General features: G+C 57.8%; 10 protein-coding genes. 1 reads left to right on the forward strand and 9 read right to left on the reverse strand.

What is annotated here, in order from left to right:
• Positions 1–44 precede the first annotated feature (44 nt).
• The 6 genes from HWX89_RS24105 to HWX89_RS24130 are packed head-to-tail and all read right to left on the reverse strand — an operon-like array spanning position 45 to position 7,939.
• A complete protein-coding gene (locus HWX89_RS24105) occupies positions 45–1,640 on the reverse strand; it encodes an ABC transporter substrate-binding protein (RefSeq protein WP_178340915.1) in 1,596 nt (531 codons plus the stop codon).
• 39 nt (positions 1,641–1,679) lie between these two features.
• On the reverse strand, positions 1,680–2,813 hold the full coding sequence (locus HWX89_RS24110) for an S-methyl thiohydantoin desulfurase family protein (RefSeq protein WP_138792843.1): 1,134 nt from the start codon (positions 2,811–2,813) through the stop codon (positions 1,680–1,682).
• Positions 2,806–4,362, reverse strand: coding sequence for a hydantoinase/oxoprolinase N-terminal domain-containing protein (locus HWX89_RS24115; protein WP_138792844.1), 1,557 nt, complete (start codon positions 4,360–4,362; stop codon positions 2,806–2,808). The genes HWX89_RS24110 and HWX89_RS24115 overlap by 8 nt, the downstream gene beginning before the upstream one ends.
• A gap of 17 nt (positions 4,363–4,379) precedes the next feature.
• On the reverse strand, positions 4,380–6,026 hold the full coding sequence (locus HWX89_RS24120) for an ATP-binding cassette domain-containing protein (RefSeq protein ID WP_138792845.1): 1,647 nt from the start codon (positions 6,024–6,026) through the stop codon (positions 4,380–4,382).
• A gap of 3 nt (positions 6,027–6,029) precedes the next feature.
• On the reverse strand, positions 6,030–6,911 hold the full coding sequence (locus HWX89_RS24125) for an ABC transporter permease (protein ID WP_138792846.1): 882 nt from the start codon (positions 6,909–6,911) through the stop codon (positions 6,030–6,032).
• Positions 6,911–7,939, reverse strand: a complete 1,029-nt coding sequence (locus HWX89_RS24130; protein WP_138792847.1) for an ABC transporter permease — start codon at positions 7,937–7,939, stop codon at positions 6,911–6,913. Before HWX89_RS24130 ends, HWX89_RS24125 begins: the two co-directional genes overlap by 1 nt.
• Positions 7,940–8,071: 132 nt before the next feature.
• On the opposite strand from HWX89_RS24130, the gene HWX89_RS24135 reads away from it, so the two are divergent.
• A complete protein-coding gene (locus HWX89_RS24135) occupies positions 8,072–10,426 on the forward strand; it encodes a helix-turn-helix transcriptional regulator (RefSeq protein WP_178340916.1) in 2,355 nt (784 codons plus the stop codon).
• A gap of 11 nt (positions 10,427–10,437) precedes the next feature.
• On the opposite strand, the gene HWX89_RS24140 is transcribed toward HWX89_RS24135, so the two are convergent.
• From HWX89_RS24140 to HWX89_RS24150, 3 genes are read right to left on the reverse strand one after another with little or no spacing between them, the layout of a single operon-like run.
• A complete protein-coding gene (locus HWX89_RS24140) occupies positions 10,438–11,196 on the reverse strand; it encodes an ABC transporter ATP-binding protein (RefSeq protein WP_138792848.1) in 759 nt (252 codons plus the stop codon).
• Entirely contained in the window at positions 11,190–12,257 is a 1,068-nt protein-coding gene (locus HWX89_RS24145; protein WP_138792849.1) for a FecCD family ABC transporter permease, read from the reverse strand. The genes HWX89_RS24140 and HWX89_RS24145 overlap by 7 nt, the downstream gene beginning before the upstream one ends.
• Complete coding sequence (locus tag HWX89_RS24150) at positions 12,258–13,394, reverse strand: ABC transporter substrate-binding protein (protein WP_138792850.1); 1,137 nt, start codon at positions 13,392–13,394, stop codon at positions 12,258–12,260.
• Positions 13,395–13,478 lie beyond the last annotated feature (84 nt).

The raw sequence follows: 13,478 nt of genomic DNA on the forward strand, positions 1-13,478 counted from the left end.
GTCCCGCCCGATCGGCGAGACCAAGTGTCGTCAAAGGAAAGCGATCAGTTCGCCTTGCAGTCCCAATGGAAGTTGGAGAAATTCAGATCCCAGCTCTGCATCGGAATAAACTCGTAGCCCTGAAGGCACTTGTTGGCACCGTAACGACGGTTCGGGGAAACCGCCCATACATCCGGCTGAAGATCGGCTATCTTGGTCTGCAATTCCTTGTAGGTCGCATTCTGCTCGGAAACGTCGGTTGTCGAGCGGACCTTATCGATCAAGCCGTCGACCTCTGCGTTCTGCAGCCATTCCATGGACATCCACGTACCCGATGCCTTGGAATGATACTGGTTGTAGAACATCGCATCCGGCGACGGATAGGTCGGCGAAATGTTCACCTGTGTCGAGGCAGGCGTGGTTTCCGGCTTAGAGGAGAGTTCCACGATGCGGTTCCACGGCTCCGGCTTGATGTCGAGCGTAATACCGATCTGCTCCAGGCTGGATTGCAGCAGCAGGGCCACTTCCGCCTCAAAGGCAAGCGACGCGACGTAGCTGTTGACGAGCGTGATCTTCTGCCCGGCATATTTCGACTTCGCGAGTTCTTCCTTGGCTTTTTCAAGGTCGTAAACGCCCGGCTGAATGTCGCCGTTGTGGGCATCCTTGAATGCTGTGGAAAGCGGACCCTGCATGTCGAAGCCGGGATAGATTACTTCCTGGATCGTCTTGTAGTCGGTCGCATAGGCAATTGCGCGGCGAACGTGAACGTCATCAGTTGGGTAAACCTTGGTGTTGAGCTTGATGACAAAGCCGCCGGACGTGCGGGTCTGGATCAGCTTATAGCCATCCATCTTGCCAATGGACTCGTAGGTGTCGTTGCCAAGGCCGTGGGAGGTGAGGCCGAGTTCACCCTTTTCAGCCAACGCTTTAACGGTCGCATCGTCGCTTGTCTGCACAAACCGGACTTCATCGATCGGCTTGCCCTTGTTCCAACCAAGGAAGTAATCCGGGTTACGGTCGATCACCATGTCGGCCGAGCGATTGTAGCTGACCAGCTTGTAAGGGCCGGAACCGGCAGAATGCTCACCGACATAAGCTTCGCCCCACTTGTCGTCAGGCTTTGCGTTGGCTTCGATCAGCGTTTTGTTCAGTGCCATCATCAGTGGGGTCGCTGCCATGAACGGCGAGAACTGGCGCTCGATCTTCATGACAACGGTCTTTTCGTCCGGAGCAGTCACGTTTTCGGGTTTCAGCACGCCGACGATAAGGTTCGACGGTCCCTTGTTGATGCCAACCAGACGCTGAACGGACCAGACGATATCCGATGCCTTGACCGCAGTTCCGTCCTGGAATTTCGCATCGTCGCGCAGGTGGAACGTATAGGTCAGGCCGTCTTCAGAGATGTCCCATGACTTGGCCAGATGTGGAACGATCTCACCCTTGGGATTAACAGTCGTCAGGCCGTCATACATGTTCACGATGGCCATGTAACCGGTGTAGTCCGTTACCTTGGCCGGGTCGAGGGAGCTGAAGATCTGCATGGTGTTGACCGCAATCGACACCTTGTCTTCCGCTGCCTTGGCAGAGAAAGCCATGGGCAACGCAAGCGCCGTACCGAGCGCAAGCACGGCAAGACGGGAATGAAGGGCAGGCACTTTCATTTTAGTTCTCCTCTTTATGCGGGATCATCCCGCTTATGATCAGGCGGCCTTCCGCGTCAGCGCGGGCAATGGCGAAAAAGCGATTTCCGGATAGCCAAAAGCAGCAGGACCCACGACGTCGAGTGCACGTGCAGTCCGCAAGAGGTCGTGGCAGGGAATGGCAACGACAGCCACGCGCTGGCCGTAGCGCAGAACTTCTGTCGTGATCGGATAGCCGGTATCAACATCGAGCAACACGATGAGATCGGGCACCGTTACTTCAACCTTGCCATCGCGGCTGAACAGCAGGAATTCATTCTGGATGGCGACGCCTGCGGTCTGGCCGGCGCAGTCATCGAATCCTGAGAGTTCGATATCGCCAACCGCAAAGCCGCCGCGCAGATGACGTTTCAGATCAGTGATCTTGCCGTTGAAGATACGGCGGCCACCTTCCAGCGCGCAGATGGCTGCAATCGGGTCCTGCTGTTCTTTCCGGGCACGGATTACCGCCTCACCGAGTGCAATCGCCTTGGTGTAGGTTTTCGGGATACCGTACTGGTGCACGTAATGCGCCTGCATTGGCGCGGTCGCCAGCATTGCGCCACCGCCCTGCGCCACGACGCAAGCACGCGCCATACGCTCGTGCCACACTTCGGAAACAGCGTGGCTGAAGATAACGGCGTTGCCGTGCAGATCACACATGACAGACGGCGTGGAACTGTGGCCGTAGATCGAGAAGGTGGTCATCTGCATCTCAGGGAAGGCACGCCCCATGCCGTCGCAATCGAGAATTGGCAGACCACCGAGCGCCGCCGTTACCAGCGGGTTCATCGAGTTGGAACCACCAATTTCCTCACAGACGATCGCATCGATCGGCGTGCGGATCAGCTCTTCCATGGCGCGCAGGCAACGCAGCCCTTCACGGCCTTCGCGAATGCGCTCGACACCAACCACCGGCGCGCCAATGCCCCCGATAGACATGCAGAGTGCATCCGGCTCAATGGCATCTGTCGCGAGAATTTTCATCTCGTAACCGGCTTTCATCGCCTCAAGCGCCAGCAGCTTGCCCTGGTAGGGATTGCCGCCACCGCCAGTACCGAGAATACCAGCACCGATTTCCAGCGCATCCAGATCCTCGACCGTCAGCGTACGCAATGCCGCCTCGTCATATTTGAGCTTGTGCGTCTCAGCCATGATAGGCTCCCATTTCTCCAACGACTTTCACATGAATACGGGTGGCATTGCCCGGTAGGTAAGCGAGCGGCATATCCTCGCGCTCGATCACCTCAAGCGTTTCTGCAGAAGCCCCTGCAGCAATAGCCTTCTCGCGGGCTTCCGCTTCCGCCTCGGCGAGTGCACTCTCACGTGTACGACCATCGATCAGCGAGAAGACGCGATCTGTTTCACCGCTGATCTGGGCAATGGCTGCACCGACAGCGTTGGCAACGGCAAAGTTTTCCGGACGGATAACCTCGAGCTCACCGATGCGATCAGGCATCAGGATCGATCCCCCACCAACAGCAATAACCGGCACCGGTGAGGAGGAAATGCGGCTCCGCTCGACGCAGGATTCCAGCATGGCATTCATCTTGGAAACAGCGGCTTCGACCAGAGACGTATCGAGACCCGAAACGAGCGCCTTGTCACCCACGTCAGCCTTTCCGGAGGCGACCGCAATGTCCGTGGCCGTCAGTGTCGAGCCACCAAAGCAGAGAGCGTCTTTGCGAACGCGGTAACCGACCGATTTCGGGCCAACGGTCAGTCCGTGATCGCCATTGACGACAAGCGAACCGCCGCCGAGGCCGATCGAAAATACATCCGGCATACGGAAGTTTGTGCGAACACCGCCGATATCGACCGTTGTCGAAGCCTGCCGCGGGAAGCCGTGAGCGAGAGAACCGACGTCCGATGTCGTACCGCCGACATCCACCACAACCGCGTCTTTGAGGCCCGTCAGGAAGGCTGCACCGCGCATGGAGTTTGTCGGGCCGGACGCAAAGGTCAGGACCGGGAATGCTCGAACAACGTCTGCCGCCATCAGCGTGCCGTCGTTCTGGGTAATGTAAAACGGGCATGTGATGCCCGCTGCTTTCAGCGCCTTGCCGAAGGCTTCGACCGTGCGATCGGCAAGCGACAGCAGGCTGGCGTTCATGATCGCCGCACTTTCGCGTGCCAGGAGACCGTGGCGACCGATATCCTTGGACATCACCACAGGCAGGCCCGGGCAACGCTCTTGCAGAATTTCCTTGGTGCGCAGTTCCATCGCGTCATTGATGCCGCTGAACACGCAGGTTACGGCGGCAGCCTTGAGGCCCTTGGCGCGAATGTCGGATGCAATGCGGATAATGGCGTCTTCATCGAGGGGCGCAATTTCGCGCCCGTCGAACTCATAACCGCCCTTCACCTGATAGCCGTGATTACCGACGATTTCTTTGAGATCATCAGGCCAATCCACCATCGGAGGCAAACCCGCTCCAGACGGCAGACCGAGGCGGACAGCCGCCACCTGGTCCATGTGTCGGCGCTCGATCACCGCATTGGTGAAATGGGTCGTGCCGATCATCACGGCACCGATCGCAGCCCGGTCTATACCGGACGCTTCGATAACCTTTTCCAGGGCCTCGATGACACCCGTGGTCACATCTTCCGTCGTGGATGCTTTCACCCCCGCCAGAACGGTTTTTTCCTGTAGCACGACAGCATCAGTATTCGTGCCGCCGACGTCAATTCCAACGCGATACACGTCAGGCTCCTCTTTCATCAATCGGTCGATTTCACAAGGAAGCGCATGCGCTCTTCCTCTGTCACAGTGGGCTTCAGACGCTCCTCCTCATCCGTCACGACGGGGATCGCGGCAATCAGCGCACGGGTATAGGGGTGCTCAGGGCTGGCGAAGACCTCGGGGGTTGCGCCCTCCTCCACAATTTCGCCACGCAGCATGATGGCAATGCGCGAGCAGAAATTCCGCATCAGCGAAAGATCATGGGAGATCATCATGTATGTGAGCCCGAGTTCCTCGCGAAGCTGCAAAAGCAGGTCGATGACCGTCTTCTGCACGGAGACATCGAGTGCCGCAGTCGGTTCGTCGAGGATCAGAATTTTCGGTTCGGCAGCCAGAGCACGGGCAATTGCAACACGCTGCTTCTGCCCGCCTGAAAGCTCGTGCGGATATTTTCCGAGATAGGATTTCGGCAGGCGCACGAGTTCCATCAGTTGCGCCATGCGGGCGTCCCGTGCGGTCGCATCCATACCGATGGATTTCAGCGGCAGCGTCAGTGTCTGCTTAACGGTGCGCTTCGGATTGAGCGACGTGCCGGGGTTCTGGTAGACGATCTGCGTCAGGCGTTTGCCGCGGCCAGGATCTGCCGCATCGATCACGAGACTGCCCGAGGATGGGCGAGACAAGCCCATGACCATGCGTGCCACGGATGTCTTGCCAGATCCGGACTCTCCGGCCAGGCCAAAAATCTCGCCTTCGCGCAGCGTCAAGGTGACGTCGCGCACGGCATGGTAACCGTTGCGACGGCCATAGACCTTGTTGAGCTTGTCAATGGTCACGATGGGAGCGCGCGTGCTTTGCGGTACCTCGGCAACACGCGGGCCATAAAGTGGCGGCACAGCATCAAGCAGTGAGCGTGTGTAGTCGCGGCTCGGTTCGCGCAGAATGTCCTTGCATGGCCCGGTTTCCACGATATCGCCGTGATGCATGACGACCACGCGGTCGGCAACCTTTCGGACCACACCAAGATTGTGGGTGATCATCAGAAGCGCCATGTTTTCTTCGGCAACAAGCTGATTGATGAGATTGAGGATCTCATCCTGCGTTGTGACGTCGAGCGCGGTTCCGGGTTCATCGGCAATCAGCAGCTTCGGTTGATGCAGAAGAGCCAGACCGATCAGGACACGTTGCCGCATCCCGCCGGAAAGTTCGGACGGATAGGCATTCATCACGCGCTCGGTATCGCCGAGCTGCACACGCCGCAGGACGGCTGCGATACGTTTGCGGCGTTCGGCCTTGTTGGAGGAGATCCCGTCACGCCGATCGGAAAACCGCATGACATCATCGAGATGCGTGCCGATCTTGAAGACCGGATTGAACGAGGAAAGCGGGTCCTGCATAATGAGCGAGAAGGCTGTACCCTTCAGCGCTTCACGCTCAGAGCGGGGCATGGCCAGGACTTCGCGTCCTTCGATGACAATCGACCCGGAGGTGATGGCAGCATTTTTCGGCAAGGTGCCGATGATTGCCTTCGCCGTGACAGACTTGCCCGATCCGGTTTCCCCGATCAGCGCCACGCGCTCACCGGCGGCAACCGTGAAGCCAACATTGCGCAGCACCTGCCTCGTACGGCCATAATTCGTGAAGGTAACGTTGAGGTCTTCGACCTTGAGAAGCGGTTCAGTCATTGCTCAGCTTTCCACGTCGAACATATCGCGCAGGCCATCGCCCAGGAGGTTGAAACCGAGCGTCACATAAAGAACGGCAGCACCCGGGCAGAGAACTTCCCACCAGAAGTCCGGCATGAACTGGCGCCCATCGGCGACCATTGAGCCCAGATCCGGGATCGGTGGCTTGACGCCAAAGCCGAGGAAGCTCAGCGTCGCACCGAACAGAATGACGAAGGCCGCATCCAGCGTCGTCTTGACGGAGATGACCGATACGCAATTGGGGAGGATTTCACGAAAGAGGATGTGCATCGGTCCGGCACCGGCAAGACGGGCGGCTTCGATATAGTCTTCGGAGGCGATGGATTTCGAGACGGAGTAGATCAGACGTGCGTGCCAGGTCCACCAAAGAAGCGTGATGGCAATCATCGCATTCATCAGCGTTGGCTCGAGCAGGTTCGATACGGCAAGCGCCATGACGAGCGGCGGCATAGCCAGCATCACATTGGTCAGGCCGCTGATGACTTTTTCGACCCAGCCACCGAAATAACCGGCAACGAGACCGAGAACAGTACCGACCGGGACCGAGATGCCAAGCACCCCGATGACCAGCAAAAGCGAGATACGCAGCCCGAAAATTGTACGCGAGAAGATGTCGCGTCCGGCTTTATCTGTGCCGAACCAGTGGTCGAGATCCGGCGGCATGTGACGCGCACGAAAATCGACGACGGCACCGATATGTTTCGGATAAGGTGTCAGCCAAGGTGCGAACACCGCCAGAATGACAACTGATAGAAGGATCAGCGAGCCGATCACCGCAGCCGGATTACGGCTGAAACGGTACCACATCATGTAACCGGTGCTGAGATCGCGGTCCGATTTGTCGAGAATATTGATATCGGCCATCAACGGGCCTCCTTGCGACGCAGGCGCGGGTCGATGATCGAAATCAAGACATCCACGATCAGGTTGGCAACGATGAAGAACAGCCCGGCCACCAGAACGACGGCGGTTACGGCATTGAGGTCTTTCTGAAGGATCGCGTTCAAGCCGTAGGATGCAAAACCACCCCATGCAAAGACCATCTCGATCACGAATGCGTTGCCAATCAGCGATGCGAATTCGAGCCCCATGATGGTCAGCGGCGCGATGGAGGAGAGCTTCAGCAGATAGCGGAAGATGATGACACGCTCAGGCACACCGAAGCTCTGCAAGGTCAAGACATGGTCCTTGCGCTGATTTTCGATCATCGAAGAGCGAGTGATGCGCGTGATCTGACCGATCCCTGCCATAGAGAGGGCGAAAGCTGGCAACGCAAGATGCTGGAATGCGTTCAGCATAACATCGAAACGGCCAGCCAGCAGGCTATCGAGCAGAATGAAGCCCGTCGGGCCACCTTGCCAGCCAAGCGAGTGGTCGATGCGACCGATGATCGGCCATCCCGAAAGGAAACGGGCTGCAAGCAATTGCAGCGTGATCGCGAACAGGAAGCTTGGAATGGTCACACCGGTTAGCGAAAGGATGCGGCCGATGTGGTCCAACGACCGATCACGATAATGGGCAGTGATAACGCCGAGCGGGATCGCGACCGCGAACATGAAGATAACGGATACAAGCACCAGTTCCACGGTCGCCGGGACGGTTTGTGCAAGATCGGTCGTTACGGGACGCTGGGATACGAGCGAGAAGCCGAGGTCGCCATGAAGGGCGTTCTTGACGTAGTCGACGTACTGCACGGCGAGTGGCTTATCGAGACCCATCTGGCCTCTCAGTGCGTCAACTTGCTCCTGCGTTGCCGCGGGGCCAAGCGCCATGCGGGCCGGGTCGCCAGGCACCACGCGGGCCAGCACGAAAATCATGATGGACAGGGCGACCATGACCAGCACGAACGTGCCAAGCCGGTTCAAAATCGCGACCAACGGATGTTGCTGCATCGGCGGGAAGTTCCTTGTGCATCAGTTGTCTGACCGCAACTTTTCACCGCTTCCAATTTCGAACAATCTCAAATTAGTATAGTTTTTTGAAGAAATGGTATAGGTTTTGGTTGCAGTGCAACAGGACCACTCATGACGCAGCTACTTCCCCGCCCTCACCTCTGCGACCGCATCATTGGCGAGAGGTCGGGCATCATTTTCTTGCGCGCGCCGGCAGGTGCGGGAAAAAGCGTTTTGCTGGATTTGCTGGCAATGCGCTTGGGGAAAGCCGTGTGCCGGACGCAACAGCCGCGCATGGTTGACGCCACTGGTGGATGGTTGCTGTGGGATGTGCCAACCCATGTCCGTGCAGCGCGGCTTTCCGCCAATATCCTGGATGCGGAGCAACATGTTGTCATAGCCTGTCGCCCGGATCAACGCATCAGCGGGCTTGCACGGCAGATCCTGCATCGGGGTTCGGCCAGCGTTACCGCTCAGGATCTGGCATTCACCCAGGCGGAACTAATGGCCCTTCCAGCCGATGAGGCGCAAACAGCGTTTGAAATCTACGCCGGCTGGCCGGCATTCCTACCCCTTTCATCGACGCCTGACGAACAATTATGCGCTGACTATCTGCGCGAGAATTACCTGCCACATCTGTCGCCATCTCAGACGGTCGCGCTTTCTCTCTGGCTTGATAGCCCCCAGACCGAGCCGGACAAGGAATGGGCCGAACTGCTACCACCGTTCCTGACCCGCAACCCGAGGGATCACCGACCGCTGATGCGGCTTTTGACCATGGCGGTGCAGGAGCGCCTTGCCGCACTTGAAGCGGGAAGTGCAGTGATGGAGATTGGAGCCGCGCTCGAAAAGGAGGGGCACTCGCTTTCTGCAATGGCGATGTTGCTCGGGCACGGCTACGAAACGCAAGCCGCGCAGATTCTGGAACGTGCTCACGGGCGCGAACTGATCTACCGGAGCAGTGTCACCACCTTCCGCGACATCATCATGCAGTTTTCACAAGAGATGATCGCCGCCAACGAGACGGTACTGTTTGCCGTAACACGCGCTTTACTCAAACAGGGTGAGCTGCAGCGTGTGCGGCATTTGCTCGGCAAGAACCTGGGGTCCGATTTTCTTGACCCGCTCAAGGTGTTGACGCGCGGTTCGCGTTTTTCATTTGCCGCACGAACCTTCCGCCTCAACCTGATGATTGCAGAAGACTTTACACCCAACGACGCGATCATCCAGCGTCTCGGTGAGTTCATGGCCGACTATCCCATGGACGATCACGGCAAATGGGCGGCCTATTACAATGCGCTGCTTGAGTTTGAAATCCGTCGCCGCAATTTCCGGGAGGCTGAAGCGGCGGCCGCACGTGCGCTGATCTACCTAAACAAAATGGGTGGACAACCACTTCTGGAGTTCTTCATCCATCTTCATCAGATCGTTCTCCGGCTGATGAGCGGCGATGTCCTTCTGGCTCGAAGGGCAGCGCAGGATGCCCGGCAAAAGCTGGAGCAGGTCCCACATGATGCTGTGCAGGAATTCAGAATGCTGCGTCTTGCGGAAGCCTGCCTTGCCTATGAGACAGGGCGACCGCGCGATCTCCTGGCCTTCGTGCAACAGGAGTTCGAGCACTTCGCAGCTGCGGAAATCTGGCCGAGCCTCATGCAGTTTGCGCTCCAGTACGCGTCACAGGTTCTGATCGACCACTTCCCCATGACGGTCCGTCCCGGCTTCCTCGACGGATTGTGGATCCATCTTTCCGAGGGGCTACAATTCCACGCCATGATGGAGATACGTACGGCAATCGCTTATCAGAATGCCAATCGCTGGTCAGAAGCCGCCGCCACCCTATCGGCAATTCGCATGCCGATGGGACGTAACTGGGTGGAAAGCGCCACAGACGATCTGGCGCGTCTGACGCGACGCGACGAGATCTCATACGTCATGGCCTGGTTACGTGATGCCGTACGACTATGGACGCCACGCCCCTATCTTTCGCGCCAGATAGAAGCCCTGTTGGCCAATCCGAATGTGACCAACCGCGAAAGGGTCGCTTTGCAAATCTGGCAAGGTTACGCGGCGCACCAGCGGCGGGACAATGCCGCCGCCCGTGGTCACCTGTTGTCGGCTCTCGAAGCTTCGACCAGGCTTGGCTGCAATGGCGTGCTCTCAGAAGAGAGGCTGTTCCTGTCACCACTTTTGAACAACCGGCGTATCCGCAGTTTCATCGAAACATCCTCAGACGTCAGAACTGCACTTGCGATCTTCGCCTCAGCAGTCAACTCGCCGCAGGCGCGCGCCCTGCACGGTGGGCTTTCTCAGCGGGAAGCGCAAATGCTGCAATTGCTGGCGAGTGGCATGCCAAACAAGAAGATCGCCCAGACGCTTAATATTTCCGAGGTGACGGTCAAATTTCACCTCGGAAACCTTTTTCGCAAACTTGGCTGCAGCAAACGCGCCGAAGCCATTCGCGGTGCCAAGGCGCTCGGCTGGCTCTAGAGCCGAAGCGCTTATTCGTAGATCGCACCGTCCACGATTACCATTGGCCGCCCCTGCGAACAGGGTTCGATGCGCGCGTCGATGCGATAGATATCGCGCAGCATCTCCGATGTTATGACGTCTTCGGTCGTACCGCTGACCACCATTTCACCTCTTGAGATGACCATGGTGTTTTCGCAATATCGAAGCGCGTGGTTGAGGTCGTGCAGCGCAATGAGGACGATCATACCGGTCTTGCGGGCGAGTTCCTGCACGAAGCTAAGAACTTCAATCTGCCGATGAAGATCGAGTGCGGATGTCGGCTCGTCCATCAGCAGGACCTCAGGCTTGCGCGCCAAAGCCTGCGCCAGCGAAACGAGCTGGCGCTGACCACCGGAAAGTTCGCCAAGACCACGGAACGCCAGATTTTCGATTTTCAGCGCCTTGAGAATCGCGTCGATCTCAAACAACTCTTCATCGTTGACCCGCCAGCCACCACCCTGCTTCGCCGAAAGAAGAATGGATTCATAGACCGTCAGGACAGCATTCGCGCCGGTATCCTGGGGCATATAGCAAATGCCGCGGCTGCCTCTGGCCGTATCTGACAGTTCAACAAGACCCGGACCGGAAATAAGGCTCGCAATCCGTTTGAAAAGCGTCGACTTGCCCGCCGCATTCGGACCGATCACAGCCGTAACGCTTCCGCTCTGCAATGTATCGATACCAACTTTCGAAAGAACGACGACACGACCGTAAGCGGCGCCGACGTCCTTGAGTGCCAAGGCTACCATGCGCGCCTCCTGTTGGAGAAGATGAGAATGAAGAAGAACGGAACACCGACAAGCGCCGTAATCACACCGATCGGCAAAATGGCGCCGGGGATCAGCATCTTGCTCACGACAGACGTGACAGACAGCAAGAGCGCACCGCAGATCACCGAACCTGGCAGGAAGAAGCGCTGGTCTTCACCAACCACCATGCGGGCAATGTGCGGACCGACGAGGCCAACGAAACCGATCGTACCGACGAACGAAACGGGAATTGCGGCGAGCAGGCTGACCGTCAGCATGGTTTGCAGACGCAGACGCCGAACATTCACGCCCATGCTGGCGGCCTTGTCATCACCAAGACGAAGCGCAGTCAGCGCCCAGGCGTTTTTCATGAACATCGGCACCGTGACGAGCAGGATGGCGCCGGTCACAAACACTTTGCTCCACGTGGCCTTTGTCAGGCTCCCCATGGTCCAGAACACAACGGCTGCCAGCGCCTGTTCGGAGGCCAGATATTCGAGCAAAGAGAGTGCGGCATTGAAGGTAAAGACCAATGCGATACCGAGGAGAACGATGGTCTCAACGGTGACGCCGCGCATTGTCGAGGCAAAATGAATGAACATTGCTGCCAGCATCGCCATCAGGAACGCATTGATTGGGACCATATACTCAACGGCACCGGGAAAAATCGCGATCCCGCCCACCAGTGCCAGGGCTGCACCGAAACTCGCAGCAGCCGAAATGCCGAGCGTAAAAGGGCTTGCAAGCGGGTTTGAAAGGATGGTCTGCATCTGCGCACCGGCGACCGAGAGCGATGCGCCGACAGTCACCGCCATCAGGGCAATCGGCATACGGATGTCCCAGATCACGACGCGAAGCTGGTTGGTGACAGCTGCCGGATCGAAGATCGCGCCAACAACTTCAGAAAGTGTGTAACGCGCCGGTCCAAGCGCCATATCGGTTGCCAAACTGAGGCAGAGTGCGACCACAAGACCGATGAGGATCAGTATTCTGCGTGCGGCAAGAGCGCGATACTGATCGCGCCCTGTCGTCTTCACGTCGGTTTCACCAATGGAAGCCATTTAGTTCGCACCTTTTTCGAGTGAAACGAAATATCCCGGCTTGTAGGTCACGGGTAGAAACGTCTTGTGGAATTCCTCGAAATTCTTCTCCGGGTCAAGGTCAGCAAACAGCTCGGGGTGGAACCACTTCGCAAATTGCTGGATCGGGAAAAACTCGTATGGCGCCCCATAGAACTGGTGCCATGCAGCGTGAACATTGCCTTCCCTGACCGCCTTTAGCGTCGGGAACGGTGTGCGTGTCATCAGATTTTTAAGACGTTCACGAGCAAGGGTCATATCGGCACCGCGTCCAACCGGGACGAACTGGTTGATATCGGATTCCGCCGCCCAGTTGGAGCCTGTAACAATAACATGGTCCGGATCGGCCACGACGAGTTGCTCCGGATTGAGATCACCAAAGGTCGTCTTGATAACGTCGGCGCCAATATTGTGGCCGCCTGCCTGATCCACCATCGCCCCGAAATTGACAGGCCCAAAGGTTCGGCAGCAGTTGTTTTCGCCGGAAATACCTGGCGAACGCTCGATAAACACGTTTGGACGCTTGAGGTCCTTCACCGCGGCAAGCCTGTCAGTCACCAGTGCGATCTGGGCGCGGCGATAGGCAATGAAATCTTCCGCACGCTGCTCCGCCCCGAAGATCTGGCCGAGAATACGGATCGAGTTTTCACTGTTCTTGTCGGGATTGATACGGAAATCGAGATAGACGACCTTGATGCCTGCAGCACCAGCCTTGTCCTCGAAGCCACTTTCCTTGGCGCTTTTTTCCGCTTCCAGATTGAGCGTGATGATGTCGGGAGAAAGCGCGATAGCCGTCTCGAGGCTGAAATCGCCCTGCGGCACATAACCGAAACGCGGCAGCTTTTCGATCTGCGGGAAGCGCTCCACATACGCCTTGTAACTGTCCGGGTCCTTGGTCAGCAGGTCATCGCGCCAGCCGACGATCGTGTCGAATGTCTTTTCGCCGCGCAGTGCTGCGATCACGTGAATTTGCCGCGCCTCGCCGACAATGACCCGCTTGGCGGGCAGATCAAGTTCAACCGTGCGGCCTGCCGCATCGGTGATCTGCGCTGAAAGAGCCGGTGTCGCAATCATCGCCAGAAATGCGAAAGCGATATGTTTGACCAGGTTGAACCGCATGGGCGGGGTCCTTTCGTTCTTCAAACAAAGATGGCGAAGCCGTGTTTTACGGCTTCGCCTGTTCCGCCAGCGCCCCCCATGCGC

This window comes from Rhizobium sp. RM (assembly GCF_013390595.1).
Lineage (GTDB): Bacteria > Pseudomonadota > Alphaproteobacteria > Rhizobiales > Rhizobiaceae > Agrobacterium.

Excerpts from the sequence above, each read along its gene's own strand:
- HWX89_RS24105 (WP_178340915.1), bottom strand. The coding sequence starts at position 1,640 with ATGAAAGTGCCTGCCCTTCATTCCCGTCTTGCCGTGCTTGCGCTCGGT.
- HWX89_RS24110 (WP_138792843.1), bottom strand. The coding sequence starts at position 2,813 with ATGGCTGAGACGCACAAGCTCAAATATGACGAGGCGGCATTGCGTACG.
- HWX89_RS24120 (WP_138792845.1), bottom strand. The coding sequence starts at position 6,026 with ATGACTGAACCGCTTCTCAAGGTCGAAGACCTCAACGTTACCTTCACG.
- HWX89_RS24125 (WP_138792846.1), bottom strand. The coding sequence starts at position 6,911 with ATGGCCGATATCAATATTCTCGACAAATCGGACCGCGATCTCAGCACC.
- HWX89_RS24130 (WP_138792847.1), bottom strand. The coding sequence starts at position 7,939 with ATGCAGCAACATCCGTTGGTCGCGATTTTGAACCGGCTTGGCACGTTC.
- HWX89_RS24135 (WP_178340916.1), top strand. The coding sequence starts at position 8,072 with ATGACGCAGCTACTTCCCCGCCCTCACCTCTGCGACCGCATCATTGGC.
- HWX89_RS24140 (WP_138792848.1), bottom strand. The coding sequence starts at position 11,196 with ATGGTAGCCTTGGCACTCAAGGACGTCGGCGCCGCTTACGGTCGTGTC.
- HWX89_RS24145 (WP_138792849.1), bottom strand. The coding sequence starts at position 12,257 with ATGGCTTCCATTGGTGAAACCGACGTGAAGACGACAGGGCGCGATCAG.
- HWX89_RS24150 (WP_138792850.1), bottom strand. The coding sequence starts at position 13,394 with ATGCGGTTCAACCTGGTCAAACATATCGCTTTCGCATTTCTGGCGATG.